The organism is Stenotrophomonas sp. SY1 (genome assembly GCF_021202945.1).
Classification (GTDB): Bacteria; Pseudomonadota; Gammaproteobacteria; order Xanthomonadales; family Xanthomonadaceae; genus Stenotrophomonas.
Genome location: NZ_JAJOYR010000001.1, coordinates 1,694,820 through 1,720,290, shown reverse-complemented (window position 1 = coordinate 1,720,290; position 25,471 = coordinate 1,694,820). Strand labels below are relative to the sequence as shown.

Sequence of the window (25,471 nt, the reverse complement as noted above, 5' to 3'; positions counted from 1 at the left end):
ATTGGCGGATGACCGGGCTTGTTGCTCTGCACTGATACGTCATCGGAACGATGACGTTGCAGTCACGGCTCAGTGACGCCACCACCGGTGGACGGCTGGGCCACGGCCAACGCCAGGCTGTTGGCCTGCAGGTTGCCGGTGCCGGAAGCCACGTTCACGCCGATGTTGCCCGAGGCGCCGGAGAAGGCGCTGCCGGACAGCGAGGCAGTGTTGGTGGCCTGTACGGCAACCCAATCCACGTTGGTCACCGTTCCGCTCAGGCTTGCGACCAGATCGGCGGTGCCCATTTCGGAGAACTCGGTTTCGCCCTCTTCATCCGTGTCGAAGGCAATACCGCCCACGCCCGGACGGTTCGGGTTTTCCGTGGCGTTCTGGATGTCGTTGTCCATGTCGAGGTGACCAGTGGAATCGCCGTTGGGATGGTCAAGCTCGCCGTCCCAGCTATCCAGATAGTAGTTGTCCTTCTGGTAGGCGTTGCCGGTGCCGCTGTAGGTGCCCGAACCGGAGCTCTCCGTGGTGCCGGCCACAGTGCCGGTCAGGGTCACGTTGGTGGTGCTCTCCAGGCGCTGGTAGGAACCCTCATTGGTCACGCTGTTGCCCGAGGAGGTCTGGTTCGAGCTGATGCTCGCGTTGGCATAGGCGCTGGTGGCCACCGATGCGGCCAGTGCGTTCTTCTGCTCGTTGTTGTTGCCCGAGGCCACGTTCACACCGATGTTGCCGGATGCTCCGCCGAAGGCGTTGCCGCTAAGGCCGGAGCTATTGGTAACGCCGCTGTTGGTGGTGGTGTTGTCCCAGCCCGCCTGGTTCACGAACACTTCCGCATCGGCCATGCCGAAGCTGAAGGATGCGTCGGCGGCAGACAGCGCGGCTGCGTTGTCCTGGGCGTTGTTGTCACCTGCGGCAACGTTGAAGCCCAAGTTGCCCGATGCACCGGAGGCCACATCGCCACGGATCGACGCATCATTGTCGAGCCGGTCATTTTCGGCGGTGTTGTCGGTGATGGCCTGGCGGTTGTCAATGACGGCAATGGCTGCCGAATCCAGGTCAATGTTGCCGGTGATGGTCGGGTCGCCGGAGAAGCTGACGTCCGAACTCAGGCGCAGGTCCTTCTCCAGGTTCACATCGACGCCGTGGTTGTTCTTTTCCTTGCGCTCGTCGGCGGAGATGTTGGAGACCTTGTCCACGCGCTCATAGACGTCGTTGGACCACGTGCTGTCGGTGTTGCTGGTGATGTTGGTGTTGCTGTTGTACTGGTGGTCCGTGTTGGACCGGGTGTCCCTGTAGTCACCATTGAAGCGGATCGTGGCCGCTGCATCCAACTTCAGGTCAACGTCGGTATCAACATTGGTGTTGATGTTGGTATTGGCGTTGGTGTTGGTGGTGGTGTTGTGGTTGTTGGTGTTGGTTGTATTGGTGTTCGTGTTGGTGTTCGTGTTGGTATTGGTGCGCGTCTCGTTCACGTTGTGCTGGTGATCGATGTTGGCGCTCACGTTCTGATCGTCCGCCGCATTGGCCGCCACACTCATAGTGAATGCGGTGACCGCCATGGCGAGTACAGTCCATTTATTCGCTTTCATGGTGCCCTCTTCAGGTTTGCTGATGCATCGGGTGGGATGGAGCATGTTTCACGGGTTGCCCTGCACGGAGATACTCAGACGGTTCTCCGTTGCATTGCTTGAACCCGCGATCTGATTGAGTTGCAGCACGCCGTCAAATCCGCGCAATGCGGATGCCTCCACGCCCACCCTGCGGGTGGCGCGTGGATCGCTGACGGCAGGCTGCCCCCCTGCCGACGCGAACGCAGCCGACGAAGCCATTGCCTCGTCACTTGCTTCGCGTATGCCCTGTGTGGCCAGCGTTGCGGTCACGGCGTTCAACTCCGTGTTGCCGCCACCACTGGCCTGATTGATCGATGCGATACCGCTGGCGCCGACCAACGCGTTGCCACCGATGAGGGCGTTGGCCTGCATCGGACTGTTGAAGGTGTCTGCCTGGCGCCGTTGGCTGGCGCTGACGTTGGCACTGGCCCGGCCGCCATTGGCCAGGCTGAAGAGGTTGGCCTGCAGGTTCAGGTCACCGGCGGCCTGGTTGACCGCGATGGCGCCGTTGGCGCCGGACAGCGCATTGCCATCGATGCGGCTGTCGGCTGAAAGGTAGGAAAGCATGCCGGCATAGGCGTCGCCGCGCGATTGTGCGGCGGCATGCGGCAAGGCCAGCACGCAGCCCGCCCCGAACAGCGCAATGGCGACAACGCGCCTGCGTCCTGAGATGAGCGTTTTCATTTGCCACCCGCTCCGCCGGGCGGCTGGCCCAGCGGAAACTGCGCCAGCGCACCGCGCACCTGATCGCCAATGCCACGCGTGGCGCCGTTCACCGCGCCCATCGGGCCGCCGATGGTGCGCGCCAGCTGCCCACCTGAGAGCGCACCGCCATCGCCCACTGCCCGGCCGAGCGTGCCGCTGACCACGCCGCTGGTCACCCGTTCAACCGTGGTCACGCCATGGCCGTTCAAGCCGTTGTCGGCCAGCCCTGATTCCATCGAGGCGTAGTCGGCATCACTGAGCTCATCCATGCCGCTGGTGCCCAGCGATGCGGCCAGCTCACGGCGTGGTGAAGGATCGGCAATCAGTGCCTGCCCCGGGGGCTGCATGCGATAGGCCGCACGTGCAGGCACGTCCCGCAGCAATACGATTTCCCCCGGTCGCGCCTTGACACCCTGGCGCGCACCGGAGGCCTGGACCGCACCACAGACGACCAGCAATGCCAGCCCCCCGATCAGCACGGTAAAACGCTTGGAAATCCTGCTGTCCATTGCACCCGCCCACTCGTAACAACGCATGGGCATGGAGCAGCAACCGTGCCAACTTGTTTTCCGCCGCACAAACAACAACTTGCAGATCGCATGCAACATCGCGTGCTGTATCGATGAAACAGTGCGGCAGCCCCAACGGGTACAGCGACGCCCCGCCGCAGGTGCGCGGGCGATGCGCCACGTGGTTCTCCGGTGGTGTATCAGCCCTGTTACAGGTGCCTGTTACAGGGTGCTACAACCCAAACGACGAAGGCCGGCAAAGCCGGCCTTCGGATTGATCATCACGATGCGGAAGCGGTTTCAACCGTGAAGCCACCAATGCAGCGACGACCAGCCTGCGGGCAATTGCAGGACTCCCTGCAATTGGAACCCTTGTCAGCTTCGCGGCCGAAGCCGCTCCTGCGGCACGCTCCTGGCCGCGCTACAGCGGCTTGCTGCCACCTGCCGTGGCCGCTGGCGCGGCATCGTAGACCTGCTGATCGAGCAAGCCGGTTTCCTTGGCCACGATCACCGGCACCACCATCTGCCCGGTGACGTTGGTCATCGTGCGCATCATGTCCAGGATGCGATCGATCGCATACAGGTAGCCGATGGCCTCCAGCGGCAGGTTGGCCGCACTCAGCACCACCGTAGCCATCACCACCGCCGTGCCGGGCACGCCGGCGGTACCGAAGCTGCCCAGCACCGAGGCGATCATCACGATCACGTACTGCTCCGGCGTCAGCGGCACGCCCGTGTACTGGGCGATGAACACCGCACACAACGCCGGGTAGATCGCGCCGCAGCCGTCCATCTTGATGCTGGCGCCCAGCGGCACCGCGAAGGACGCGTAGTCCTTGTTGACGCCGAGGTTCTCGGTGATCGAACGCATCGCCACCGGCATCGCAGCGAAACTCGAGGAGGCCACGAACGCCACCTGCATCCCGGGCGCTGCGCCACGGAAGAACTTCCACGGATTCAGCCCGTGCGCGAGCAGCAAGCCGCTGTAGACGATCAGGATGTGCAGCGCACAGGCCACGTACAGCGCCAGCACGAAGTTGCCCAGCGGCAGCAGCTTCTCGAAGCCGTAGCTGCCGACCAGCCCGGCGATCAGGCCGAACGTACCGAGCGGGGTCATCTCCAGCACGAAGCGGGTGACCTGGATCATGATCTCGCTCATCTGGCCGACCAGCTTGCGTGCCTCACTGACCTTCTCGCCCAGCTTGACCATCGCAAAACCGAGCAGGCCGGCGAAGAAGATCACCGGCAGGATCGAACCACGCCCGGCGGCCAGCACCGTCTCGCCAGCCGCGTTGACCCGCGTGCCGATGCCGGCCAATGCGTAGAACACGTTGGATGGCACCACGTCCATCAGCACCTTGGCCACCGACGGCACGTCACGTGGCGTGTAGGCGTGGTCCACGCTCAGGTTCAATCCACCCGAGCCCGGCTGCATCACCGTGCCGACCAGCAGGCCGATGCCCACCGCCAGCGCGGCGGTGATGATGAACCACAGGAAGGTGCGTCCACCCAGCGCCGCCACCGACTTCTGTCCGTGCAGCGAGCCGATGGCGTTGATCACCGCGAAGAACACCAGCGGTACCGCGATCATCTTGATCAGGGTGACGTACAGCTCGCCAAGCGGGCCGAACCAGGTTTCAGCCAGCGGCCCCATGGCCCAACCCGCCAGCGCACCAAGCACAAAACCGCCCACCACGCGCTGCCAGAAGGGAATCCGCAGCCAGGCAGATACCACGTTCATATAGGGAATCCGGGAAGCAAATCGAAGCTTGCCACGATAGCGCAAGGCTCGCCGCAGCACGATCCCGGTAGGGAAAAGCTGAGTGTCATATGCATGCCTTCCGACGTTGACCATAATGGCGGTCTGATTCCAAACGCCGGTATCGCTACAGATGCAAAAAGCCACGTTCCTGTCCGCCACCCTGTCCACCCTGCTGCTCGGCGCCTGCGCCAGCACCGCCCCGCAGTCCGCCCCGGCCGCTGCGGCAATCAGCGTGGAGGTGCCGAAAGTGGCGCATCCGGAAGGTGAAACCCCGCAGTGGTGGTACCGCGACGGCGCCGCCCGTGCCGCCGCCAACGGCGCCATGGCCGGCAAGGCCAAGAACGTCATCCTGTTCCTGGGCGATGGCATGAGCCTGACCACCGTGGCCGCCGCGCGCATCCTGGAGGGCCAGCGTCGCGGCAACCCGGGTGAGGAAAACCTGCTGTCCTGGGAGCGTTTCCCGGCCACCGCCTTCAGCAAGACTTACAACACCGATTCGCAGACCCCCGACTCGGCGGGCACCATGACCGCCATCACCACCGGCGTGAAGACCCACATGGGCGCGATCGGCGTCAGCGCCGGCACCCGCAGCGACTGCGCTGACAGCCTTCCCAAGGGCCTGCTGACCTGGCTGCAACTGGCCGACAGCGCCGGCATGGCCACCGGCATCGTCTCCACCGCCCGCCTGACCCACGCCACCCCGGCCGCCACCTACGCGCACTCACCCGAGCGCAACTGGGAAAACGACACCGATCTGCCCGAAGCGGCCAAGGCCGCCGGTTGTGCGGACATCGCCCAGCAGCTGATCTCCACCGCGCGCTACGGCCGCGGCCCGCTGGTCGCACTGGGCGGCGGCCGTGGCCAGTTCACCACCGTCAACGAGGAAGATCCGGAGTATTCGGACAAGGTTGGCCTGCGCTTGGATGGCCGCAACCTGGTGGCCGAGTGGCAGGCTGCCCATCCGCAGGGCGCCTACGTCTGGAACGCCGACCAGCTCAAGGCCGCAGCCAACGCGCCGGCGTTGCTGGGCCTGTTCGAGCCGGACCACATGCAGTACGAGCAGGACCGCGCCAAGGACCGTGGCAGTGAGCCGTCGCTGGCCGAATTGACCCGCGCGGCGATCGCCAACCTGTCCAAGCATGGCGAAGGCTACGTACTGATGGTGGAAGGTGCGCGCATCGACCACGCCAACCACAGCGGCAACGCGGCCCGTGCGCTGGGCGACACCATCGCCCTGTCCGACGCGGTCAAGGCCGCCGTTGATGCCACCTCGGCCGAAGACACCCTGATCGTGGTCACCGCCGACCATTCGCACACGCTCAACTTTGTCGGCTACCCGGCCCGTGGCAACGCCATCCTGGGCAAGGTCAAGGACAAGGGCGGCGAAGATGGCGCCGGCAAGCTGGATCTGGCCCGTGACGGCCTGGGCATGCCCTACACCACGCTCAGCTACGCCAACGGCCCCGGCTTTACCGGTGCCAGCAACCAGCAGCCGGCTGGCCCGAAGAAGTTCCCGCACGCCCCGAGCAGCTTTGAAGCCGCCAACGGTCGCCCGGACCTGACCCACGTCGATACCGAGCACCCGGATTACATGCAGGAAGCACTGGTGCCGTCCAAGAGCGAATCGCACGGTGGCGAGGATGTCGGCATCTGGGCACGTGGTCCGGGCAGCAAGGCGGTACGCGGCACGCTGGAGCAGAACACCATCTATCACCTGATCGTGCAGTCCACCCCGCGCCTGCGAGCGCGCCTGTGCGAAGTGGGCACCTGCGACGCCAACGGCGTGCCGGTGGAGCTGCCGCAGCCGAAGAACTTCGAACGCAAGGCGCAGTGACGCTTCCGGCGTCCCGCCCGCACTGGCCAGTGGCAGCCCTGCTGTCGCTGGCCCTGCTCCCCGGCGCGGCCAGTGCCGGGGACGCCTGCCACCGGCTGGACACGGCCGACTTCGCGGCACTCAACGGCTGCGCGCAGACCACGCCCGGCATGCTGAAGATCTCCGCCGCAGCACTGGCCCGACTCGATTACGACGGCAACGGCCTGGCCGCGCTGATGGCAGGAGGGCAGCATTACTACGTGCGTCGCGACGGCACCCATCTGGCGGTCATCAGCTACGACAACGGCCCGGACTACTTCGCCGACGGCCTCACCCGCGCCCGTATCGATGGCCGCATCGGTTACTTCAACGTGCTGCTGCAGCCTGCGTTCCCCGAACGCTTCAGTTGGGGTTTTCCGTTCCAGGACGGCATTGCCGAGGTCTGCAACGGCTGCCATGAGGGCGAACCCGATGCCGGCGGCCATACCGCCATCGTCGGCGGCACACGTTTCCGCATCGACCAATACGGCAAGCACCTGCCCGACCCGCGCTAGTTCCACAGCGGCGCCACCGGCGGCGAATTGCGGTAGCGGCAGCCCGCGCCGATACTCGGCGCAGCCATGAAACTGCTTTCCCCCTCCCTGCTCCACGCCGCAATTGACCACCCGCTGATGGTGGGTTTCAGCGGTGGTCTGGACTCCACGGTGCTGCTGCATCTGCTCGCCCACGCACCTGGGCGTGCGCCAGACACCCTGCGCGCGGTCCACGTACACCACGGCCTGCAGGCCGTCGCCGATGACTGGGACACCCACTGCCGCCAGGTCTGCCAGCAATGGAAGATCCCGCTGCGTGTCATCCGCGTCGATGTTCCGCGCGATGCCGGCGACGGCCTGGAAGCAGCCGCGCGCAAGGCCCGCCACGACGCTTTCATGGACGCGATGCAGCCGGGCGAATGGCTGGCCCTGGCCCACCACCAGGACGATCAGGCCGAAACCTTCCTGATGCGCGCCCTGCGCGGCTCCGGCGTGGATGGCCTGGCGGCGATGCGCGAACGTCGCGACTTCGGCCCGGGGCAGTTGTGGCGGCCATTGCTGCACATCCCGCGCAGCGCGCTGGAAGCCTATGCGCGGCAGCACCAACTGCGCTGGATCGAAGACCCCAGCAACGACAGCGAGGGCTTCGACCGCAACTTCCTGCGCCGTCAGGTGATGCCGCTGCTGCGCGAGCGCTGGCCGCATGCCGCCGCTGCGATGGCGCGTAGTGCGGCCCTGGCCGCCGATGCCTCCGAACTGCTGGAACTGCACGACGCGCGGCAACTGCAGGGCTGCGAGGCCGATGGCGATGCGCTGTCGATCACCGCCCTGCAGCAACTCCCCGCTACCCAGCGCGCCCGCGTGCTGCGGCGATGGGCGCGGCAGCAGGGGCTGCCTGCCCTCCCCGCGCAAGGCGTGCACATCATCGAGCGGCAACTACTGACGGCAGACGATGACCAGCAGGCCGAATTCCGCTGGCAACGCGCGCGCATCGTGCGCTGGCGCGACCGGTTGCATGCCGTTGCCGACCTGCCGCCGTGGCCATCGGGCTGGGCGCAGCAATGGGATGGCCAGGCACCCGTCGCCCTACCGGACGGAGCCAGGCTCAGCCTCGACGGCGCCGACCGCTTCGACCGGCCGCTGACCCTGCGTCAGCGACGCGGTGGCGAGCGCATCCAGCTACCCGGCCGCACGCACTCGCACCTGCTCAAGCATCGCCTGCAGGCATCGGACATCGCGCCATGGCTGCGCCCGCACCTGCCGCTGCTGTGCGATGGCGACACCCTGCTGGCGGCCGGCGATCGCATTGTTTCCGCGTCGTTGCAGCAGTGGTTGCAGGCACATGGCGCAGGCCTGCATTGGCAACTGCCCGACACGTTTGATTGACCCTTTCTGATTGGCCGCTCACACTCCCCCCATGCCAAAGAAGTCCCCCAATGAAGCCTCGCCGGTGGCCCACTTCGAGCAGTCGCTCGATGAGCTGGAGCAACTGGTCGAGAAGATGGAAGCCGGCGACCTGAGCCTGGAGCAGTCGCTGACCGCCTATGAACGCGGTGTCGGCCTGTACCGCCAGTGCCAGCAGGCGCTGGAACAGGCCGAGCTGCGCGTGCGCCTGCTCACCGACCCGGCCCAGCCGGACAAGTCAGAGCCGTTTGAAAGCAGTGGCGATGACAACTGAGGCCCTGTTCGCGCATTGGTTGCAACGCACCGAGCAGCACCTCCAGCAGTCCCTGCCCGATCCCGACACTGCCCCACAAGGCCTGCACCGGGCCATGCGCTACGCGGCGCTGGGCGGTGGCAAGCGGATGCGTCCGCTGCTGGCCTATGCCGCCGGCCACCTGTTCGGCGCCGACGAGGCCCGGCTGGATGCCGCCGCCGCCGCGGTCGAACTGATCCACGCCTATTCGCTGGTGCACGACGACCTGCCGGCGATGGACGATGACGACCTGCGCCGTGGCCGCCCCACCACCCACATCGCCTTCGACGAGGCCACCGCCATCCTTGCCGGCGATGCCCTGCAGACCCGTGCCTTCGAAATACTCGCCGAAGCACCGCTGCCGCCGACGCTGGCACTGGCCTGCGTGCGCACCTTGGCTGCGGCTTCAGGCGCGGCCGGCATGTGTGGCGGCCAGGCGCTGGATATCGATGCCACCGGTCATCAGCAGCCCCTTGCCGACCTCAAACGCATGCATGCGCTCAAGACCGGCGCGCTGATCCGCGCGGCGGTGCGCATGGGCGCGCTGTGCGGTGAAGCCAGCGATGACGAACTGGCGCGTCTGGATGCGTTCGCCGACACCCTCGGCCTGGCCTTCCAGGTGCGCGATGACATCCTCGATGTCGAAGCCAGCTCCGAGCAGTTGGGCAAGACCGCCGGCAAGGACCAGGCGCAGGACAAGTCCACCTTCCCGTCACTGCTCGGCATGGACGGTGCCAAGGCCACGCTGGCCGAACTGGCGGCGGCCATGCAGGCCGCGCTGGCACCGTTCGGCGAACGCGCCGCGGCGCTGTCGGCATTGGGCGAACTGACCGTCAAACGCTCGCATTGATCGGGAGCGGGGACTGGGGATCAGCGGCGATCCCGGCTTTTGCAGGAGCGGCCTTGGCCGCGAAGCCAGCAGAGCCGCCGCTGCGATTGCCCCTGCAATTGCGGATATAGCCGGCGCGGAAACATGACCGGCTTCGCGGCCAAGATCGCTCCCACAGAACGAAAAAGGCCCGGGAATCCCGGGCCTTTTGCCTTCCATGCCGCAACGATTACTTGATCAGGCGGATGGTCAGCGGATAGCGGTAGGTCACGCCGTCATTGGCCTTGATGCCGGCCATGATGGTCAGCACCAGCCAGGCGATGCCGATAAGCACGCCCAGCGGAATCACCAGGATCAGACCGAGACCAAACGTCACGATCGACAGCAGTGCCAGCGCCACTGCAACGATCAGCAGGGTGATGTTGAAGTTCAACGCTTCCTTGGCCTGGTCAGCGGCGAAGGGCAGCGTGTCCTTCTTGACCAGCCATACGATCAGCGGGCCAACGATGTTGCCGACGCCGCCAGTGAAGATGCCCGCCAACGCAGACAGGTGGCCGAACATCGCCCACTGGCGGTCTTCGGAGCCCGGATTGCCGTCCGTCGGTGCCGGCGGTGGCGTTGTCTGATAGTCGTTCATTGCTTTCCCTTTATGTCCTTTATTCCGGGTGGAAGATGAATGCGCCGTAGCGGGCAGCATAGTCCGGCCTTTCGTAAGGCCCCGTCAATCGTTTCCAGCAACCGTCATCCTGCCGACCAGGATCGAACCCACCGAAACATGTGATCGCGGATCAACATCCGTGCCAACCGCTTCGATGCCAGCGAACATCTGCTTGAGGTTTCCGGCAATGGTGATGCCATCCACGGGATAGGCAAGCTCGCCGTTTTCCACCCAGAAACCGGCCGCGCCGCGCGAGTAATCGCCGGTCACGCCATTGACGCCCTGCCCCATCAGTTCGGTCACCAGCAGACCGGTGTCCATGCCTGCCAGCAGCGACGCGCGGTCGCCGGCATTGGCGGCCACCTTCAGGTTGTGCACGCCACCGGCATTGGCGGTGGTCTTCAAACCCAAGCGGCGCGCCGAATAGCTGCCCAGGATGTAGCGCTGCAACACGCCGCCGCTGATCAGCGCCGAATCGCGCGTGGCCACGCCTTCGCCATCGAAGGCACTGGAGCGCAGGCCGCGCATGAGCAGCGGCCGCTCGTCGATGGCAAACCAGTCCGGAAACAACTGCGTGCCGGCGCTGTCGAGCAGGAAGCTGGCACGTCGGTACAGCGCGCCGCCGGACACCGCCCCGAGCAGGTGGCCGATCAGCGAGCGGGCCATCTCCGCGGCAAACAGCACCTGCACCTGCCCGGTGGGCAGCGAGCGTGGCTGCAGGCGCGCCACAGTGCGCTCTGCGGCACGGCGGCCTACCGCCGCCGGGTCGTCCAGGTCTTCGCGCGCGATCGCGCTGGTGTACCAGCCATCGCGCTGCATGCCATCGCCCTGGCCGGCAATCAACGCGCAGCCGATGGAATGGTGGCTGCTGCGTTCCCGACCGATGAAACCGTGCGAGTTCGCGTAGACCGACAGGCTCTGCGCGGTGGCCGCCGAGGCGCCATCGGAATTGCTGATCCGGCCATCGGCACCGCGCCCGGCCGCTTCGCAGGCCAGCGCCAGGTCCAGCGCCTCTTCGGCGCCGAGCGCCCACGGGTGCCAGCCGTCCAGGTCCGGGAACTCGGTCGCCATCAGCTCGGCATCGGCAAGGCCGGCGGCCGGGTCATCCTCGGTGTGCCGGGCGATGGCGCAGGCCTGGGCCACGGTGGCGTCCAGGCTGCCTTCCTGAAGGTCGGCGGTGCTGGCACTGCCCTTGCGCTGGCCGAAGTAGACGGTCACCGCGATACCGCGGTCGTGGGTGGATTCCACCGTCTCCACTTCGCCCAGGCGCACGTTCACATCCAGCCCGCGCTCCTCGCTGCAGCTCACTTCCGCCTGGCTGGCGCCCATGGCGCGGGCCTTTTCCAGCAGGCGCTGGGAGATTTCGGCCAGCTGTTCCAGCCGCGGCAGGCTGTCGTCAACGGCGGGGTGATCAGTGGTTATCACGTTCAATGCTTTATCCTTGTTGGCCGAATCCATTCACCGATGCCCGGCCTTCCTGGCCCGGCGTGATGTGATGCGAATCTCTCGCCAGGCCCGGTCACATGCCCGGCCTTACAGTCAGACGAAGTTTAGTAGGTAGCAGCACGATGCGCGGACGCGACGAAGACACCGGTGAATATTTGGGCGAAAGCCGCAGCCAGAACCGGCGCGAGGCGCTGGAAGTGCTGGCCCTGGGCGAAACGCTGGTGGACCTGACCCCAGCCCAGCTGGCGCGCCTGCCGATCCCGGAAGGTCTGCTGGAACACATCGAATACAGCAAGCGCATCACCTCGCACGGTGCGCGCAAGCGCCAGCTGGCCTTCCTGGCCAAGCAGATGCGCCGCGAGGACGATGAAACTCTGGAGGCCATCCGCGATGCACTGGATGCCAACAGCGAAACCTCGCGACGCGAAGTGGCGATCATGCACCGCATGGAGCGTTGGCGTGAGCGCCTGATGGTCGAAGGCGACGCGGCGCTGGCCGAACTGCTCGACGAATACCCGGAGGCCGACCGCCAGCAGCTGCGCACGCTGGTGCGCAATGCTCTGGCCGAGAAAGCCAAGAACAAGCCGCCGCGCGCCTATCGCGAGATCTACCAGGTGCTGCGTGCATTGATGCTGTTGCCGCAGATGGGTGCCGGGCTCAACGTCGATGCCGAAGATGACGACGCCGACGAAGATCAGGACGAGCAAGACCAGGATTGATGCCTGGGGTCCGTAAGCCGGGATGTAATCCCGGCTGTTCTGCAACTTTGCCGAAGATCAGAACCCTGCCCTCATCCGCCCCTTCGGGGCACCTTCTCCCGTGAACGGGAGAAAGAATGGGGTTGCGGCAATCTGGCCGTCACTTTGTAAGCCGGAAGCTCGCGCGTAGCCCACCTTCTCCCGCCCTGCGGGGTGATGGCATGCGGCTTACGAGCCACCGGCTCGTGCATGGTTGAACGCCACGCACGCTGTGCGTGGCTGGGGCGTGGAGCAAGGCACCCCGAAGGCGCGGATGAGGGCATCCATCTCAGCCTCAGGCCTGCGTACCACCCACGGTCAAACCATCGATCAGCAGCGACGGCTGGCCGACGCCCACCGGCACGCTCTGGCCGTCCTTGCCGCAGATGCCCACGCCTTCGTCCAGCGCCAGGTCGTTGCCGATCATGCGCACCTTCTGCATCGTTTCCGGGCCGTTGCCGATCAAGGTAGCGCCCTTCACCGGCGCGGTGATCTTGCCGTCCTCGATCAGGTAGGCCTCGGTCGCCGAGAACACATACTTGCCGCTGGTGATATCAACCTGGCCACCGCCGAAGTTGACCGCGTACAGGCCCTTCTTCACCGAACGGATCATTTCTTCCGGATCATGGTTGCCGGCGCGCATGTAGGTATTGGTCATGCGCGGCATGGTCATGTGCGCGAATGATTCGCGGCGGCCGTTGCCGGTCGGTGCAACGCCCATCAGGCGCGCATTGAGCGTGTCCTGCATGTAACCGACCAGAATGCCGTCCTCGATCAGCGTGGTGCACTGGGTCGGAGTGCCTTCGTCGTCGATGTTGAGCGAACCACGGCGGCCATCCAGCGTGCCGTCATCGACGATGGTCACGCCCGGTGCGGCCACGCGCTCGCCGATGCGGCCGGCGTAGACGCTGGTGCCTTTGCGGTTGAAGTCGCCTTCCAGGCCGTGGCCCACCGCCTCGTGCAGCAGCACGCCCGGCCAGCCCGGGCCCAGCACCACCGACATCACGCCGGCCGGGGCTGGAATCGCTTCAAGATTGACCAGTGCCTGGCGCAGCGCCTCACGGGCAAAGCCCTCCGGGCGGTCACCGGCAAACAGTTCTTCGTAGCTGTAACGGCCACCGCCACCGGCATAGCCGGATTCGCGACGGCCATTGTGTTCGACAATCACCTGCACGTTCAGCCGCACCAGCGGGCGCACATCGGCCGCCAGCACGCCATCGCTGCGCGCGATCAGCACCGTATCCACGCCGCCGGACAGGCTCACCATCACTTGCTGCACGCGCGGGTCGGCCGCGCGCAGGTAGCGGTCCAGGCGCTTGAGCACCTCGACCTTGGCTTCGTTGCCGATGCTGTCCACCGGGTCCAGCGCCGGGTACAGTGCGCGGCCACCGCCACGCACCAGCGAGCGCACGTTCTGTTCGCCGCCCTCACGGGAAATGGCACGCGCCGATTGCGCGGCAGCCAGCAATGCCGCCGGCTGGATGTCGTCGGAATAGGCGAAGCCGGTCTTCTCGCCGGCAATGGCGCGCACGCCCACGCCCTGCTCGATGGAGTGGGCACCGTCCTTGACGATGCCGTCCTCCACGCTCCAGCTTTCGCGCCGCGAATGCTGGAAGTACAGGTCGCCAAAGTCGATACCCGGCCCCAGCAGGGTGCCGAAGGTGCGTTCAAGACGGTTGGCGTCCAGCCCTGCGGGCAGCAACAGGCGGGTTTCGGCAAGGGTGAGGGTGTTGTCGGTCATGACATTCCAGATGGGGGCAGGCCCGCAGCGAAGCAAGCCGGCAGGAATCAGGGGTTGGTGGTATCGGGAACCACTACCGGAGGAGGCGTTCGCACCGTGTCACGGTCGATCACCTCGACCTTGGGGTCCTTCCACGGCCCGGTGACCTTGTAGGTCTTGGCACCGATCTCTCCCAACGGCTTGCCCAGCACGGCATTGGCCGCTGCACCGACCGCCGCGCCCACCGGGCCACCGGCCACGGCGCCCACCACGGTGAGCAGGTTGCCTGAACGCGGGTTGACGTCGATGGTCTGGTTGAACTGCTGGGCACGCAGATCGGCCTGGCCGCGGATGGTGATATCCGCCGCCGAGGATTCGATGAGGATCTTGTCGGTGCTGGCCTGGCCGCCGCCAAAGCGCACCTGGCCTTCGACCTGGTTGAAGGCCAGGCCCTTGGAGAACAGGTCGCGGAAGTCGAACAGCAGGCGGCGCGGCAGCTGCGCCACGCTCAGCAGGCCGAGCACGCGGCCGGCGCCCGGCTCCACTTCCAGCAGCTGGCCGTTGCGCACATTCATGCTCAGGCCGCCTTCCAGGTTGGCCAGGCTGAAGGCCATTGGCGTGCCGCTCCAGCCTGCCTGCAACTGCATCTGGCCCTGGCCGCCGCGCAGCTGGCCGCCATAGCCCAGGCGCTCCAGCAGATCGCCCAGGTCCTCGGTCTGCACGTTGGTGCTGGCCTGGGTCGTGGCCTGGGCACCGATGCCGCGCCATTGCCCCTGCACCTCGATGTGCTGTTTGGGCGCACGGATCTGCAATTCCTGCACCTGCAGGCCATCGGCCAGCGGCCGGGTGCGCAGGCGGGTCTGGCCCAGCTTGACCGCACCAAAGGCCAGGTCCTCGATATCCAGCGCCAGCGGCGGGATCCTGGCCGGGTTCATCGGTTCAAGCGGGGTATCGCTGGACTCGACCGTGGCCGCCTTGGCCGGCTGCCAATGCACGCGATCCAGTTGCCCGCTGACGGTGCCGCCGTCGGCGCTGGGCACATGCAGGCTGCCGGACAACGCCGGGCCACTGAGCTGCACGGCCGTGGCTTCGGCGCCGGGGCGCAATTGCAGGCGGGTCTGGGCGAAGCGCCCGCCGATCAGCAGCAGCTGGTCGGCCAGCACGTCCATCTGCTTCAGCGAAACGCCGCCTTCACCTTTCGTATCGCCGCCTCTGGCCAGGCCAATCCACTCCAGCGCGTCCAGCGTGGGCGTACGACCGTTGACCATCAGGCCATCGGCGGGCGGCTCGTGATCGACCTGGTCGCTGCCCATCGTGACCTGCACGCCGGTCTTGCCGTTCTGGCTGCGCGCGGCCAAGGCCATCAACTTGCCGAACGCCACATCGATGCGACCGGCGCCCATCGGCAATGCCGCCTGCACCCGCGTCGGCAGCGGGTCGGCGGCGGGTTTGTCCAGCGGGGCCGGCAGCTGCAGGCGCGTGCCTTGCAGGTCCGAGCGCAGGGTCAGCAACGTCGGCGGCACGGCCCGACTGCCGGTCGCCGCCTTGGGCAGGGTCACACCGACCGTCCAGGCAGACGTGCCGTGCACATAAGGTTTGAGCCAGGCCAGTTCCGGCGCCCGATCCAAGAGCTTGCCCGCCTCCAGCGCGGCGGTCAGTTCCGCTTCAAAGGCATTGGCCGGGTCCCTGGCCTGTTCACCGGCACGCAGGGCCAGCACGCCGTCGCGTTCCTGGTGGCGCACCTGCAACGCCGGAGCGTCGAAGCCGCCGCCGCTGTACTGGGCCTTGCCGAATACGTTGTCGAACTGGATGTCCCAGCGCTTGTCGGCCAGGCGCGCGCCACGCAGGTCCACATCGCCCTTGAGATGGCCAGCGCCTTCCCCGCGGCGCAGCGGCAGCAGCAGGTCGAAGTTGACCGCCACTGGCCCGGTGACCACCAGATTGTTCAATGTGTCGCCGTAGCTGGCCTGCAACGGGCTTTGCCGCAGCATCGCCAGCAGGCGGCCTGCATCATCCTGGGTAGTTGCCTGCACGCGCAGGCGCGACTCGCCGAAATCAGCGATGCCGGCCTGCAGCTTGTCCACCTTCACCGCGGCCAGCTCCCCCTTGCCGTGCAGGTCGAAGCCGTTGGCGATGAAGTTGATGTCCGCATCAACGTGACGCATCACCGGCCAGTCGTGATGGAAATGGATGCTGCCGTCGCTGATGCGCCCGCCCGCTTCGAAGCGGCCGTTGTTGCCCTTGAACGGCCAGTCATCCAGGTCGCCCACCGCCAGCCCGGTACCGCCGCGCAGGGTACCGCCCACCAGCGCCGCATCCAGCCAGTCCACGGCGGCCTGGCTCATGCTGGAGCGCACCCAGAAGCCCTTGGCGGCGGTCAGCGGAACATCGTCGATCTTGGCTGCCAGGTTGATCCACGGCCGCGTGCCGTCGCCCTGGAACCACAGGCCGCCACGCACGTCGGCGGCATAGTCGATGCCCTGCACACGCAGCGCCGGCGTGCCGAACTGCCAGCCAGCGCCTTCGCGCCAGCCAACCAGTTGCCCGGACAGACGCAACTCGTGCAGCACGCCAAAACCGGTGGGCCAGTCGAAGCGCACGGGTTGATCCGGGCGCAGGCCCAGCGACACTGCCTGAGCGTCGCCTTCGAAATGCCCGTGCAAACCACTCAGCCCAGGACTGCGGCCAACCGGTGCGAAGCTGGCATCAAGCAGCTCGCCCCGCGCCCGCAGCGGGCCATCCGGCGTGCCGGCGATGGTCACGTCAGCCAGGCGCAGCGTCGGCCGCGACTGGTGCAGCCAGCGCCGCAGCCCCGGCTCCAACCGGTCGCTCAATGCGGCCACCTGCAACAGCAATCCGCCATCGAGCTGCTTGCCCTGCAACGCGAAGTGTTTGCCGCCGGCCAGCAGCAGGCCGTCGAGGGTCTGCGTGCCACTGCCGTCACTGATGCGCAGACGCGGTGCATCCAGGCGCCAGCCGTCATCGGTGGCCTTCCAGCGCGCGCGCAGCTGCAGACTGTTGAAGCTGGCCGTCGGCACGTCGGTGTCCCCGGCCAGTGCTGCACCGGCCAACTGGACGTTTTCCAGTTCACCATCAGCGGTAATCGCGACCACGCGATGATCGCGCAGCTGCACCCAGCCACTGATTTCGCCCTTGCCCTGGCGTGCCTGTACGCCGGCCACGCGCAACAACGGTGACCACGCGGCCAGGTCGGCCGGCTCGGCCGCCAGCCACGCCTGGCCATCGCCACGCGCACGTTCGAAATCCAGCACCGCCACCAGCGGCGGCGCGGCGGTATCGATCCAGCCCTTGGCGCCCACCCGCAGACGTTGCCCGTCCACGCGCAGGCGCAGGTCCACACGCGGGATGCGCGTCTGCATACCGATCGAGGGCGCCTGCACCTGCAACTGCCCGCCGATCACCTGCAACTCGCCCAGCCGCCGCAGCGTGTCCAGCGGATCGCCGCCACTTTGCGTGGGCGGCAGGCCGCGCACCGACCAGCGGCCGTCCTCGGCGCGTTGCAGGGTCAGCGTCAGGCCACGCAGCCGCAGTTCGGTCAGCGGAGCGCCGGGCAGCAGGCCCGAATACAGCGCCACCAGCACTTCGGCCTGGCCCACGCGCACGCCATCGCCCTGGCCCACGCGCAGCCCGTCGAGCTGCAACAGCGGGCCGCGCCGGGTCCAGCGGGTATCCAGCTTGTCGAAGGCAACCGGCAGGCCGGCGCGTGCGCTCAACCACGCCGCCACCTTGTCCGGGTGCGCTTCGACCATCGGCAACAACTGGCTGATCGTGCCCACCAGCAACGCCACGCCCACCAGCAACAGGGCCAGTGCAAGCAGCACGTACCGTCGGAAGCGACGCAGGCGGTGGCGCAGCAGCGTGGTCACTCAAACCACGCTGGCACGATCAAAGCAACACGACATCGAACTGTTCCTGCAGGTACTGGTCATCGGCCTGGAAGCGGATGCTCTTGCCAAGGAATTCCTCAAGCTCGGCCACCGCCGCCGACTCCTCGTCGGTGATACGCGCCACCACCTTGCTCGAAGCAATCACCAGCAAGCGCGCGGCATCGAACTGGCGTACGGCGCGGGTGATCTCGCGGAAGATTTCGTAGGTCACCGTCTCGGCGGTCTTGATGCTGCCGCGGCCACTGCACTGCGGGCAGGTTTCCGACAGCTGCCGCTCCAGGCTCTCGACCGTGCGCTTGCGGGTCATCTCCACCAGACCCAGCGGCGAGAAGTCGTAAACGGTGGTCTTGGCGTGATCGCGAGCCAACGCCTTTTCCAGTGTGCGCAGCACCTGGCGACGATGCTCGGGATCATCCATGTCGATGAAGTCGATGATGATGATGCCGCCCAGGTTGCGCAGCCGCAGCTGGCGGGCAACGGTTTGCGCTGCCTCCAGATTGGTGCGGAACACGGTTTCTTCCAGATTGCGCTGGCCGACGAACGAACCGGTGTTGACGTCGATGGTGGTCATCGCCTCGGTCTGGTCGATGACCAGGTACCCCCCGGACTTGAGCGGCACCTGCTTGTTCAGGGCACGGACGATCTCGTCCTCCACCCCGAACATGTCGAAGATCGGGCGGTCACCGGTGTACAGCTCCAGCTTCTCGTCCAGCACCGGCATGTACTTGGCGACAAAGGCCTTGAGCTGGACGAAGGTTTCCTTGGAGTCCACCTTCACCTTGTCCACGTCCTTGCGGATCAGGTCGCGCACCGAACGCAGCGGCAGGCTCAGGTCTTCATAGATGATGCTGCACGGCGGCGCCTCACGGCCACGGCGCTCGACCACGTTCCAGACCCGCGACAGATAGGAGATGTCCTCGGCCAGTGCTTCGGCCGGCTGGCCCTCGGCATTGGTACGCACGATGTAGCCGTAGCCGCCGTGCTGGGCGGAGATCTCGGTGACCAGTGCCTTGAGCCGGGCACGCTCGGCCTCGTCCTCGATGCGTGCCGAGACGCCCACCATCTTCGACTGCGGCAGCAGCACCAGGTAGCGCGAGGGGATGCTGATCTGCGTGGTCAGGCGCGCGCCCTTGGTGCCGATCGGGTCCTTGACCACCTGCACCACCACGTCCTGGCCGTCGCGCAGCAGTTCCACGATCGGCACTGAGGAGGGCAGCGGCAGGCTCGGCGCGGTTTCCTCGGTATCGGCGGCCACCGGCGCCGGCCGCACCACGTCGTTGGCATGCAGGAACGCGGCGCGCTCCAGCCCCACTTCGACGAACGCGGCCTGCATGCCAGGCATCACCCGCTGCACCTTGCCCTTGTAGATGTTGCCGACCACACCCCGGCGCCAACCGCGCTCGATGTGCAGCTCCTGCAGCATGCCGTTCTCGATCACCGCCACGCGGGTTTCGCGCGGGGTGACATTCACCAGAATTTCTTCGGACACGTCCCTCACTCCCCCTTGTCCATGGAACCGCCTGCCACCCCGGCCGCAAACTCCGCCAACAACGCGGCCGTCTGCTGCAACGGCAGCCCCATCACCCCTGAATAACTGCCCGCCAGATGGCGGATGTATCGTTCCGCCCCGCCCTGGATGGCGTAGCCCCCGGCCTTGCCCATCGGCTCGCCGGTGGCGACATAGGCGGCAATCTGCGCCTGGCTCATCGGCGCGAAGCTCACTTCCGAGATCACCGTCTCAAGTGCGTGACGGCCGTGGCCGGCAACTGCGACCACGGTGATCACCTGATGGGTGCGCCCGGCCAGCGAGCGCAACATGGCCGCCGCGTCGTCCGCATCGGCGGGCTTGCCATACACCCGGTCGTCCAGCACCACCTCGGTATCCGAGCCCAGCACCACCGCCTGCGGATCGTCGGCCACCAGCGCCAGCCCGGCCTGCGCCTTGTCCAGGGCGACCCGCCGCACGTAGGCTTCAGCAGACTCGCCTGCCCCACGTACCTCGGGCACTTCCAGGTCCAAAATACGGAAAGGCGCGCCAAGGCGCGTCAGAAGTTCACTACGCCGGGGCGAGCGGGAGGCAAGATAGAGCATCGCGGAAGGATAACCTGCGGCGCCCACCTGAATGATCGGCAAAGATGTGAAAGTCGAGCCAACCCCGCGATGGCTCACCACCCGTTCATCGCCCCGCACATCAACTCAACATCCATTCAAGGAGGACCACCATGCGCCATCTCGCCCTCGCCCCGCTGCTGTCCCTGTCACTCGCCCTGGGAGCTTCGATGACCGCCCACGCCCAAACTGTACCCACCGCCGTGGCCAGCGACGCCACCCTGCTCAACGTTTCCGCACAGGCTGAAGCGCGACGCGTGCCCGACGTGGCCACCCTGTCGGCCGGCGTGGTCACCCAGGCGGTGGACGGCAACAGCGCCATGCGCGAGAACGCGGTGCAGATGGACAAGGTGATGGCTGCCATCAAGGCCGCCGGTATCGCCGAACGCGACATCCAGACCAGCGGCATCAACCTCAACCCGCAGTACCGCTATGCCGAGAACGAGGCGCCGAAGATAACCGGTTACCAGGCCAGCAACACCGTCAGCCTGAAGGTGCGTGACATCACCAAGCTGGGCAAGGTGCTCGACAGCCTGGCCGCGCAGGGCGCCAACCAGATCAACGGCCCCAGCTTCGAGATCGACCAGCCCGAGCCGGTCTATGACGAGGCCCGCCTGGCCGCACTGAAGAAGGCCCAGGCCCGCGCCGAGACCTACGCCAAGGCGTTGGGCCTGCGCGTGCGTCGTATTGTCAGCATCTCCGAAGGCGGCCAGGGCGGCTTCCGCCCGGCGCCGATGATGATGATGCGCTCGGCCAAGGCCGAAATGGACACCGCCGTGTCGCCGGGTGAAACCACCCTGTCGGTCAACCTGGACGTGGTGTTCGAACTGGGCCGCTGACCCCGGCGCAGTCCTCACCCCACAACGGCGCCCATGGGCGCCGTTGTCATATGCAGGCAGCAATCATCCACGCAACGCAGTGGGCGGCCCGCCTACACTTCGTGAAAGTGCCGGCCGTGCTGCGTCGTCCGCCAGGCCACATTGGCACCCCGCGCCCCCTGTCTCGCTTTTTCGCAAGCAGGGGGCTGAAGATGACTGTTTGAACGCCACTGGCCTGTAGCCCCCGGGGAACGCCCAACTGCTGTGTCTGAGGGCCGACTGGGCTGGAGAGGGACGCCTTTGAACCCCGATGACGCCCATCACCTCAACCCAAAACTGTCCGGTAGATAACCAACAATTCCTCCCCAGCTTGCCGAAGTCCGCATTTGCAGGCGCACTGCACCTGCAGGCCGGGAACCTGCAATCCCGTCCTGCATCACCGCGCGTTGTTACTCGTCACACGCCCACGCATGGAGGTGGAACATGGTCCGCACGCAGCATCGCGTCACGTCAGTCCATTTCGAGCCGTCCCGCATCTTCGCCTACAGCACCGCCATCGCATTGCATGCATTGGCGCTGGCGTTGCTGCTGATTCCACTGTCCCAGGCCCCCATCCGCAGCGATGCGGTGGAAAAGTCCCGCTGGCAGGTTCCCGACACCAAACCGGTGCAGCCCCCGCCCCCGCCGTTGCCGCCAGAGAGAGTGGTCAAGGTCACCCAATCTCCCGCGCCACCCCGCCAACCGGCGCTGCCAATCCCTGTGGAAACAGCACCAATGCCGGTGTTCGCGACCGAAGCAGTGATTGCACCTCCGGCGGACATCGCTCCGCCCGCCGACAATGCCGCACCGGCTGATGCCATCGGCAGCGGCACACCGTTGGAAGGCGTCCAGCTGCGTTACCGGAGCGCACCCGCACCGACGTATCCACGCGAGGCGTTGCTGGCCAACGCACAGGGCACGGTGATCCTGCGTGTACTGGTTGGTGAAGATGGATCGCCACTGGAAGTGAGCATCGAACGCAGCAGCGGCAACCGCAGCCTGGACAGCGCCGCACGTAACCAGGTGTTGCGTCGCTGGAAGTTCCAGCCGGCCATCGATGGCGGCAGGCCGGTACGCGCGTACGGATTGATTCCGGTGGACTTCAAGCTGGGTTGAGTCCCCTCAAACAACGGCCCCGTGTAGAGCGCAGCCATGCTGCGCTCTACACGGGGCCGCATCAGCCGCACACCTACCGAGCATGACTCGGCACTACCGGCATAACCACTTGGCTCCTGCAGAACGCAGCCGTGCTGCGCTGGGGTAGTACCGGCGCCCCCCCCCCTCTACCGAGCGTGGCTTGGCGCTATGGCGTCAAGCGCATCGTCCTTCGGGCATCACTTCAACATGCCGGCTATCTGAACCTCGGCTTGCGGGCAACCTGAAAACCGCCCCTATTAATTGATTTTTCACCTCTATCTCACCTGTAAAAAACCTAGATTCGCGGCCGTCAACGCTCCCCCCGGCCGCCTCAGGGCGGACCAACTCCGCAGTACAGGAGAGATGACCGTGAAGTACCCGACCCTAAAACAGGCAAGCTGTCGCCCCCGGCCCGTCCGTTCCCGCCATACCCTTCTCCGCATTCCCGGCGCCATCGCGCTGGCCCTGGCCGCACCGCTTGCGATGGCCCAGCAGCAGGAACAAGCCACCACCTTGGACCGGATCACCGTCACCGGTTCCAACATTCCCCGCACCTCCATCGAAACCGCTTCGCCGGTGCAGGTGATAAGCCGCGAGGACATCGACCGTACCGGCAAGGCCACGCTCGGCGAGTATCTGCAGACACTGACCAGCGACGGTGCCGGTTCGATTCCCAAGAGCTTCGGCACCGGCTTTGCCGGCGGTGGCTCGGGCATCTCGATGCGCGGCCTCGGCGCGGCGTCCACGCTGGTGCTGCTCAACGGCCGACGCATGGCACCTTACGGCCTGGCCGATGACGGCCAGAAAGTCTTCACCGACCTGAGCGTGATCCCGATGGACGCGGTGGAGCGCGTCGAAGTGCTGAAGGATGGCGCATCGGCGATCTACGGTTCCGATGCCATCGCCGGTGTGGTCAACATCATCCTGCGCAGCGACTTCACCGGCGCCATTCTCAAGGGCTCCTACGGACTGTCAGGCGACAGCGATGGCGATGCGCGCAAGGCCTCCTTCACCATCGGTACCGGCAGCATGGATGAGGACGGCTTCAATGCTTTCGTCAGCGTGGACGTCAGCAAGACCGATGAGATCCGCATCTCCGACCGTCGCAACCGCAAGTGGATCGGCAACGGCGACCTGAGCCCCTATGGCTACGAGCGCGTGGCCGGCGGGCAGTTCTTCCCGCTCGCCGGTTCCATCACCTCCAACGGCACCGTCGCCGGGAGTTCGCCGGCGGGCAGCATCCGCGACCCGGCCACCGGCCTGTTCCAGTCCCTGCCCGGCTGCGCGCAGTTCTCCAACATCACTCCGCCCGATGTCGGTGGCGGCTGCCTGTGGCAGACCCAGGACTTCCGCAGCCTCAGCCCGAGCGAGGAGTACGCCAACCTGTTCGCGCGCGGCACGTTCAAGCTCACCGACAACTTCGAGATGTACGGCGAGTTCGGTTACTCCAAGAAGAAGACCACCTTCTACAACACGCCTTCCGGCGTATCCGGCACCTGGGGCTACCCCGGCGGCCCGGTCAACGCCAGCAGTGGACCGGGCGCGGTCGTGCTCGGCGCCGACCACCCGGACAACCCGTTGGGCGTGGATGCACGGCTGCGCTATGCGGCGTTCGACGTTGGCCCGCGGGTCACCGACAACACCAACGAGTTCACCCGCATCCTGCTGGGCGTGAAAGGCCGTTGGGACGAATGGGACGTGGACACCGCCTATCTGCACTCGGCCACGCAACTGGTCAACGAGCGCACCGGCTTCCTCCGCTACAGCCACGTGCGCACCGCATTGAGCGACCCCAACAGCCCGGTGGGCTGGTGGCGCATCGGCAGCCAGGCCGGCGCCAACTCGCAGGCGTTGTATGACTACATCTCGCCCACCATCCACGCCAACGCAACCACCAGCCTGGACATGATCGACTTCAAGGCCTCGCGCAGCCTTGCCGACCTGGCCGGCGGCCCCTTGGGCCTGGCGCTGGGCGCCGAGTACCGCCGCCAGAAAGCGCGCCTGGACCCGCAGTCCTACACCGATATCGGCGACATCATCGGCCTGGGCTATTCGGCCTACAACGGCACCCAGGAGGTGGCGGTGGCCTACGCCGAGATGGTCGCGCCGGTGCTGCCCACGCTTGAATTGTCCGGTGCGTTCCGTGTGGACAAGTACGAGGGTGGCGATACCGCAACCACACCCAAGGTCGGCCTGAAATGGACGCCCGCCGAATGGATCGCACTGCGTGCCACCTACGCCGAAGGGTTCCGCGCGCCCGGCCCGGCCGAAGCCGGCGACGGCGGCCTAGCCGGATTCAGCACCGCCCGTGACCCGGTACGTTGCCCCGGCGGCACGCCCGCGCCCGGCGCCACCGCTGCCGACTGTGCCGTGAACCTCGCGGTCATCACCTCGGCCAATCCCGACCTGGAACCGGAGGAATCCAAGAGCTACACCGTCGGCCTGGTGCTGGAACCGACCTCCACCACCACGCTCACCTTCGATGCATGGCAGATCAAACGCACCAACGAGATCAACCAGGGCGACACCGACCTGGCCTTGGCCGCGGGCAACGGCGTGCGTTCGGACAACGACCTGCCCGGCATTCCCAACAGCGGTACGTTGATGGCGGTGAGCGTGGACTACATCAACTCCGCTTCCACCAAGGTGCGCGGTTTCGACTTCGACATCCGTCAGCGCGTGGAGCTGGGCAACTACGGCAAGTTGCTGATGGACCTGCAATGGACCCGCATCAACTCCTACGAACGCGATGACGGCACCGGCTCGGTGTTCCAGTACGCCGGCACCCACGGCAACTGCGATGTGACCAACTGCATCGGCACGCCGAAGGACCGCTTCAACCTGGGCATCACCTGGGACATGGACCGCTTCAGCATCAGCGGCATCGCCAACTACATCGGCAGCATGGACAACGTGGCGTTCGAGGGCGACACCTGCGCCAACCACTATGTGGATGGCAGTGATGCACCACGCGGGTGCGAGTTGCGCTCGTTCTACAGCATCGACCTGTCCGGGCGCTGGCGCGTCACCGATGCATTCGAGCTGTTCGGATCGGTACAGAACGTGACCGACCGCATCGCCCCGCTGGACCCGCTCACCTACGGCGCGGTCAACTACAACCCGCTGCATTACAGCGGCGCGGTCGGTCGTTATTACACCCTGGGTGCGAAGTACACGTTCAATTGAACGCAACCATCACGGCGGCGTGCGCGCCGCCGTGATTCCGCCGCAACGCAGCGGCATGGTGAGGTTCGTGCAAACCGCGATAGCAACCAGGACTCCGGCACACCTGGTCGGCGACTGCGCCGAAACAGCGTGATCGAACGCCTGTACGAAGGTGCGCCCTGCGAGCGGCGCCGCTAGCCCTGCCAATCAACCGCCCCCGTCTGCCTCCATGAAGCCACCACATCGGGCTCGCCGTCAAAACAAGAACGCCTGCGGCATGCCGCAGGCG

At 66.3% G+C, this 25,471-nt stretch carries 19 protein-coding genes; 9 read left to right on the top strand and 10 right to left on the bottom strand.

Features of this window, described 5'->3' with window-relative positions; translation table 11 throughout:
• Window positions 1-62 precede the first annotated feature (62 nt).
• The 4 genes from LR961_RS07115 to LR961_RS07100 all read right to left on the bottom strand — a co-directional run bounded on the left by LR961_RS07115 (window position 63) and on the right by LR961_RS07100 (window position 4,553).
• The gene (locus tag LR961_RS07115) at window positions 63-1,577 is read right to left on the bottom strand and encodes an adhesin (RefSeq protein WP_232147710.1); all 1,515 of its coding nucleotides are present in this window, start codon (window positions 1,575-1,577) and stop codon (window positions 63-65) included.
• Window positions 1,578-1,625: 48 nt separating this feature from the next.
• Window positions 1,626-2,282 (bottom strand): hypothetical protein, encoded by a 657-nt coding sequence (locus tag LR961_RS07110; protein ID WP_232147709.1) that lies wholly within the window; start codon window positions 2,280-2,282, stop codon window positions 1,626-1,628.
• Window positions 2,279-2,812, bottom strand: a complete 534-nt coding sequence (locus tag LR961_RS07105; protein ID WP_232147708.1) for a hypothetical protein — start codon at window positions 2,810-2,812, stop codon at window positions 2,279-2,281. Before LR961_RS07105 ends, LR961_RS07110 begins: the two co-directional genes overlap by 4 nt.
• Before the next feature lie 421 nt (window positions 2,813-3,233).
• On the bottom strand, window positions 3,234-4,553 hold the full coding sequence (locus LR961_RS07100) for a dicarboxylate/amino acid:cation symporter (protein WP_232147707.1): 1,320 nt from the start codon (window positions 4,551-4,553) through the stop codon (window positions 3,234-3,236).
• Between the two features lie 151 nt (window positions 4,554-4,704).
• Between LR961_RS07100 and LR961_RS07095 the strand changes: the two genes are divergently transcribed.
• From LR961_RS07095 to LR961_RS07075, 5 genes are all read left to right on the top strand, one after another.
• Complete coding sequence (locus tag LR961_RS07095; protein ID WP_232147706.1) at window positions 4,705-6,408, top strand: alkaline phosphatase; 1,704 nt, start codon at window positions 4,705-4,707, stop codon at window positions 6,406-6,408.
• 29 nt (window positions 6,409-6,437) lie between these two features.
• On the top strand, window positions 6,438-6,941 hold the full coding sequence (locus tag LR961_RS07090; protein ID WP_232147705.1) for a WG repeat-containing protein: 504 nt from the start codon (window positions 6,438-6,440) through the stop codon (window positions 6,939-6,941).
• 66 nt (window positions 6,942-7,007) lie between these two features.
• Window positions 7,008-8,306, top strand: coding sequence for a tRNA lysidine(34) synthetase TilS (gene tilS, locus LR961_RS07085; RefSeq protein WP_232147704.1), 1,299 nt, complete (start codon window positions 7,008-7,010; stop codon window positions 8,304-8,306).
• 31 nt (window positions 8,307-8,337) lie between these two features.
• Window positions 8,338-8,598, top strand: coding sequence for an exodeoxyribonuclease VII small subunit (locus LR961_RS07080; RefSeq protein ID WP_232147703.1), 261 nt, complete (start codon window positions 8,338-8,340; stop codon window positions 8,596-8,598).
• On the top strand, window positions 8,588-9,466 hold the full coding sequence (locus LR961_RS07075; protein WP_232147702.1) for a farnesyl diphosphate synthase: 879 nt from the start codon (window positions 8,588-8,590) through the stop codon (window positions 9,464-9,466). The genes LR961_RS07080 and LR961_RS07075 overlap by 11 nt, the downstream gene beginning before the upstream one ends.
• A 208-nt stretch (window positions 9,467-9,674) precedes the next feature.
• Here the strand turns inward: LR961_RS07075 and LR961_RS07070 are convergent, their stop codons facing one another.
• Together LR961_RS07070 and pmbA are read right to left on the bottom strand one after the other, a co-directional pair.
• Complete coding sequence (locus LR961_RS07070; protein WP_232147701.1) at window positions 9,675-10,082, bottom strand: DUF4870 domain-containing protein; 408 nt, start codon at window positions 10,080-10,082, stop codon at window positions 9,675-9,677.
• Between the two features lie 84 nt (window positions 10,083-10,166).
• Complete coding sequence (gene pmbA, locus LR961_RS07065; RefSeq protein ID WP_232147700.1) at window positions 10,167-11,534, bottom strand: metalloprotease PmbA; 1,368 nt, start codon at window positions 11,532-11,534, stop codon at window positions 10,167-10,169.
• A 137-nt stretch (window positions 11,535-11,671) separates the two neighbouring features.
• On the opposite strand from pmbA, the gene yjgA reads away from it, so the two are divergent.
• A complete protein-coding gene (yjgA, locus tag LR961_RS07060) occupies window positions 11,672-12,268 on the top strand; it encodes a ribosome biogenesis factor YjgA (protein WP_232147699.1) in 597 nt (198 codons plus the stop codon).
• 313 nt (window positions 12,269-12,581) lie between these two features.
• Here the strand turns inward: yjgA and tldD are convergent, their stop codons facing one another.
• The 4 genes from tldD to LR961_RS07040 are packed head-to-tail and all read right to left on the bottom strand — an operon-like array spanning window position 12,582 to window position 20,005.
• Window positions 12,582-14,027, bottom strand: coding sequence for a metalloprotease TldD (gene tldD / locus LR961_RS07055; RefSeq protein WP_232147698.1), 1,446 nt, complete (start codon window positions 14,025-14,027; stop codon window positions 12,582-12,584).
• 47 nt (window positions 14,028-14,074) lie between these two features.
• Window positions 14,075-17,893 (bottom strand): YhdP family protein, encoded by a 3,819-nt coding sequence (locus LR961_RS07050; RefSeq protein WP_232147697.1) that lies wholly within the window; start codon window positions 17,891-17,893, stop codon window positions 14,075-14,077.
• Window positions 17,894-17,912: 19 nt separating this feature from the next.
• Entirely contained in the window at window positions 17,913-19,403 is a 1,491-nt protein-coding gene (rng, locus tag LR961_RS07045; RefSeq protein WP_232147696.1) for a ribonuclease G, read from the bottom strand.
• A gap of 5 nt (window positions 19,404-19,408) precedes the next feature.
• The gene (locus LR961_RS07040; protein ID WP_232147695.1) at window positions 19,409-20,005 is read right to left on the bottom strand and encodes a Maf family nucleotide pyrophosphatase; all 597 of its coding nucleotides are present in this window, start codon (window positions 20,003-20,005) and stop codon (window positions 19,409-19,411) included.
• A gap of 131 nt (window positions 20,006-20,136) precedes the next feature.
• Between LR961_RS07040 and LR961_RS07035 the strand changes: the two genes are divergently transcribed.
• The 3 genes from LR961_RS07035 (at window position 20,137) to LR961_RS07025 (ending at window position 25,203) form a co-directional block, all read left to right on the top strand.
• Complete coding sequence (locus LR961_RS07035; protein ID WP_232147694.1) at window positions 20,137-20,862, top strand: SIMPL domain-containing protein; 726 nt, start codon at window positions 20,137-20,139, stop codon at window positions 20,860-20,862.
• A gap of 462 nt (window positions 20,863-21,324) precedes the next feature.
• Window positions 21,325-21,996, top strand: a complete 672-nt coding sequence (locus LR961_RS07030; RefSeq protein ID WP_232147693.1) for an energy transducer TonB — start codon at window positions 21,325-21,327, stop codon at window positions 21,994-21,996.
• Window positions 21,997-22,500: 504 nt separating this feature from the next.
• Window positions 22,501-25,203, top strand: coding sequence for a TonB-dependent receptor (locus LR961_RS07025; protein WP_232147692.1), 2,703 nt, complete (start codon window positions 22,501-22,503; stop codon window positions 25,201-25,203).
• Window positions 25,204-25,471 lie beyond the last annotated feature (268 nt).